General features: G+C 54.5%; 2 protein-coding genes and 1 pseudogene. All 3 read left to right on the top strand.

Annotated features, from left to right (window positions below):
- A pseudogene (locus tag ADK28_RS20820) lies at nt 1-139 on the top strand (tail assembly protein); the annotation flags it as partial.
- 53 nt (nt 140-192) lie between these two features.
- Nucleotides 193-3,309 (top strand): host specificity protein J, encoded by a 3,117-nt coding sequence (locus tag ADK28_RS20815; RefSeq protein ID WP_048796551.1) that lies wholly within the window; start codon nt 193-195, stop codon nt 3,307-3,309.
- A 369-nt stretch (nt 3,310-3,678) separates the two neighbouring features.
- Nucleotides 3,679-4,497 (top strand): hypothetical protein, encoded by an 819-nt coding sequence (locus tag ADK28_RS31750; RefSeq protein ID WP_147282148.1) that lies wholly within the window; start codon nt 3,679-3,681, stop codon nt 4,495-4,497.
- Nucleotides 4,498-4,850 lie beyond the last annotated feature (353 nt).

The raw sequence follows: 4,850 nt of genomic DNA, 5'->3' as shown, positions 1-4,850 counted from the left end.
GGAAAATAAACCGAGCTATGCCTTTGGCGGGCCGGTCAACACCACGGCGCAGGGCAATCCCGTCGGCGTGCTGTACGGCACGCGTGAAATTGGCGGAGCGATTATCTCCGCAGGTATTTATACCGAAGACCAGCAATAACGACATCCGTTTGAACAGACAGCCGCAATAGCGGCTTTTTTTATGGGCGAAATATGGCACAGAAAATTATCCGTGGGCGGAAAGGCGGCGGCGGTGGCGGCCACACGCCGGTAGAATCGCCGGACAGCATTCAGTCGATCGCCAGAGCGAAGATGCTGTTCGCATTAGGCGAAGGAGAATTTGCCGGCGGGCTGGATGGCACAAACATTTTTGTTGACGGTACGCCGGTGCTGAGCAGCGACGGAACGGAAAACTTTCCCGGTTTCCGCTGGGAGTTCCGCCCTGGCTCGCAGGCGCAGGAATATATCCAGGGCATTCCCGCCGTTGAAAATGAGATCTCGGTCGGCAGCGAACTGAAAAGCGGCGCGCCGTGGGTGCGCTCCGTCTCTAACCTGCAACTTTCCGCTGTTCGACTGCGCCTGGGGTGGCCCATGCTGCAAAAGCAGGCGGACAACGGCGACGTCAACGGCTATCGCATCGAGTACGCCATCGACGTGGCGACCGACGGCGGCAGTTACCAGGAGGTGTTAACGGCGGCGATCGACGATAAAACCACCTCGCTGTATGAACGCTCGCACCGCATCAATTTGCCGAAGGCCACCACGGGATGGCAGCTGCGCGTGCGCCGGTTGACGCCTAACGCCGACAGCGCCCGGATCGCCGACCGCATGAACATCGAGGCGCTGACCGAAATCATTGACGCCAAGCTGCGCTATCCGAACACTGCGCTGCTTTACGTGGAGTTCGACTCAAAGCAGTTCCCCAACATCCCGAAGATCAGCTGCAAACCGCGCGGCCGCCTGATCCGCGTGCCGGACAATTACGATCCGCAAACGCGCGGCTATACCGGCATCTGGAGCGGCGGCTTTAAGTGGGCCTACAGCGACAACCCGGCGTGGGTGTTTTACGACATTATTTTGGCCGAGCGTTTCGGCTTGGGCGATCGCATCGACGCCTCCCAGGTCTCCGAGTCCGAACTGTACCGCATCGCGCAGTATTGCGATCAGCCGGTGCCGGACGGGCGCGGCGGCGAGGGCATGGAGCCGCGCTTCACCTGCAACGTTTATCTGCAGTCGCGGGAAGAGGCCTGGACGGTGCTGAGCGATTTGGCCGGCATCTTCCGCGGCATGACCTATTGGGGGCAAAACCAAATGGTCGCCCTGGCGGACATGCCGCGTGATATGGACTTCACCTACACCCGCGCCAACGTGATCGACGGCAAGTTTACCTACTCGTCCGCCAGCGAGCGCACCCGCTACAGCACGGCGATGGTCAGTTGGTCCGATCCGGGCAACCATTACGCCGATGCGATAGAGGCGGTATTCGACAGCGATCTGGTGCGCCGCTACGACGTGAACCAGACCGAACTGACGGCCATCGGCTGCACCACGCCGAGCGAAGCGAACCGCCGCGGCCGCTGGGCGCTGTTGACCAACAGCAAGGATCGTACGGTCAGCTTCTCCGTGGGGCTGGACGGCATGATCCCCATGCCGGGGCATATCGTCGGCGTGGCGGACCAGATGCTGGCCGGACGAGTGATTGGCGGGCGCCTCAGCGGCGTGGACGGACGTAAACTGACGCTGGACAGAACGCCGGGCGCTAAAGCCGGCGATCGCCTGATCGTTAACCTGCCTTCAGGTAAAGCGCAGGCGCGCACCGTGCAGGCGGTGAATGATCGCGTAGTGACCGTCACCACCGCCTACAGCGAGATGCCGGCGCCGGAAGCGGCCTGGTCCATCGACGCGGACGATCTGGCGGTGCAGCTTTACCGCGTAGTGGGCATCGCCGATAACGGCGACAACACCTATACCGTCAACGCCGCGGAACACGATCCGAACAAGTACGCCCGCATTGATACCGGCGCGCGTATCGACGATCGTCCGATCTCCATCATTCCGCCCGGCGTGCAGGCGCCGCCGAAAAACATCACCATCGACAGCTACTCCTCGGTGAGTCAGGGTATCGCCATTACCACCCTGCGCGCCGCCTGGGGCGCGGTTGAAAATGCCATCGCCTATGAGGCGGAATGGCGCAAAGATAACGGCAACTGGGTGTCGGTGCCGCGCACCTCGGCGCTCGGCTTTGAAGTGCCGGGGATTTACGCCGGTCGTTATCGGGTGCGGGTGCGGGCCATCAATGCCAGTGATGTATCGTCTATCTGGGCGACGTCGATGGAAACCTACCTCAAGGGCAAAGAGGGCAAGCCACCGATGCCGGTCGGCTTCAAGGCATCGCCTTTGCTGTGGGGCATCCAGCTCGACTGGGCGTTCCCTACCGGCGCTGAAGATACGCTCAAGACCGAAATTCAGTATGCGGACAACGCGGCCGGAAATAACGCGATGCTGCTGGCTGATATCCCGTATCCGCTGCACACCCACGCCATGACCGGGCTGAAAGCGGGACAGAGCTTCTGGTTCCGCGCGCGGCTGCAAGACCGCACGGGCAATCAGGGCGACTGGACTGGCTGGAGCGCCGGGCAGGCGAACGCGAACGCCGGCGATTATCTCGAGAACATCGGTGACGATCTTCTGAGCGCGAAAGACGGCGAGCGGCTGGTGGGCGATATCGACACCAACATCGACGCCATCTTGCAGAATGCGCTGGCAAACAATGCGACGGTGGATCACCAGTGGGCGCAGTACGGCACGGTGCGCGCCGATATCATGGTGGTGAAAACCACCATCGCGGAGGTCGATCGCGGGCTGGCCGAGATGAAAACCCAGGTGCAGGCGCAGATTGACGACGTGGCGGCGGTGCTGGAAGACAAACTGACGGCGACGGTAGACGCCGACGGCGCCACGGCCATCCATACGCTGAAAGCGGGCGTGCGGGTGAACGGCACCTTCTATAACGCCGGCATGTCGATCGCGGTATTGGCGGAAAACGGCAGGCCGGTCACCACCCGCGTCGGCTTTAACGCCAATCAGTTCGTGCTGATGAGCGGCAACAACAGCAATCAGTATTCGCCGTTTGCCGTGGTGGATGGGCAGGTGTTTATGAATAATGCCTTTATTCAGGATGGAACAATCAGTAATGCCAAGATTGGTAACTATATACAATCTAACAACTTCGGCATAAACGGTGGGTGGCGGATAAGTAAGCCTGACAATAATATGATATTTACGGATGAAAACAATGTCGTTCGCGTACGTATGGGGAGGCTTTATTAATGAATGGCCATTATGGATGGCAAATATCAGACGTCAAAGGAAATATGGTTGCCGATCATACGGTTATTATGTCGCGTTGGCTTGGGTCGTATGATATTGGAATGATTCAATGGTGGGGGAATCCTCCACATTACTGGAGTCACAGAATAGAAAACATACCATTCAATGGTGGAACACCATACTGTTACACTGTACCAACACCTGGCATCGTAATGCCTGACGGTTGGGGAACAGCTTACGCCCCTCCTGATATTTATTGTGGCCCTAACTATATTGACCTCTCTTATAATGACACTATAAGGAGTTACCCTGATGACCTAGGTATAGGTCTTTTGTTGGGTATGCTTACAGTTCATTGGGGAGTTTATAATGCCTAATAGTTATGGGGTAGAGCTTTTTAATAATAGGAATTACGTTGTCGCTAATGCTAACGACGTTAATTACACGTTAAGGAGCGCAGGTCAGATTCATAATTGGCAGTTCAACCCGCCTAACGTTCTCAGTGTTTCAGCGTTTTGCGGAGTTGACTTATCACCGTACAACTCCCCGATCATGTTCTTTAAGCCGATGTGGAACGATCAACGTATAGGATGCATGACAGGTGACGAAAGGGATTGGCACGCATATCATTTGGGACCAACAAAAAAGATGTTCAAGGTCATGAAGTGGGGGAATAAGGATATTGGTAGTATTCAATATTACATCTTTGACAGATGGGCTCCGCCAGAGAGATCTTCACATGGAATGCAGCTTTTTGATAGTTCTGGAAATATCATTTTTGATAGTGGTTGGAACTTCATGAAGATCCGGAATGTGATGTGGCTTGATCCAGGATATCCTAACCACGGACGCGGAGATCCTAATGGAGGAAATCCAGAAAATGAACAAAACTGGACTATGATAGGCGCTGCTGGCCCGGGTAATCTGGCAATGGCGATGCCGAATCCGAGGGGCTGGGTTACCACAAACTGGAGAGGAGAAGGCTGGATGATGTATGAATGTTTCCACTTCTCTGACTGGGATAACAAAATTACGATCTCACTTATACCTCGTGGTGAGTACTTATGGACACCGCCAAATGCCGGTTGGGCAAACCCAAACACTAGGTCTCAAGTCATGATTATTGATGTTGATGGATTTCCGACAAATTATTATGACGCAAAAATAGTACCAGGGTTTACTGCTTAACCCATCTCAGAAATATCCTTGATGAATAATGATTTTTATTTACAGAGTTGGTCTTATCTAATGAAGAAATTTTCATATTTCTTTTGGGAGTCTATTAATGAAAATTTATGGGGCATTTTACCTTTCTTAATGCCACATGGTTAAATTTAAATTGATAATATTATTTTATATCTTTGGATGTGAGGTGATTATATTTTAATAATGAAATGCCCGGTCATCGCACCGGTTTTTTATTGCCAAAACTCAGGAGAAAACAATGTCAACAGGCACTCTCACCCTAACGAACAATTCCGCCGTAGTGAAAGGTTCGGGGTCGGCATTCAATACCGAGCTGAAAGCCGGTGATTTCATCG

This window comes from Serratia sp. 506_PEND (assembly GCF_001076875.1).
Taxonomy (GTDB): Bacteria; Pseudomonadota; Gammaproteobacteria; order Enterobacterales; family Enterobacteriaceae; genus Serratia; species Serratia marcescens.
The sequence above is the reverse complement of the archived record's forward strand: the minus strand, read 5'-3'. Positions and strand labels throughout refer to the sequence as shown.

Excerpts from the sequence above, each read along its gene's own strand:
- ADK28_RS31750 (WP_147282148.1), top strand. The coding sequence starts at position 3,679 with ATGCCTAATAGTTATGGGGTAGAGCTTTTTAATAATAGGAATTACGTT.
- ADK28_RS20815 (WP_048796551.1), top strand. The coding sequence starts at position 193 with ATGGCACAGAAAATTATCCGTGGGCGGAAAGGCGGCGGCGGTGGCGGC.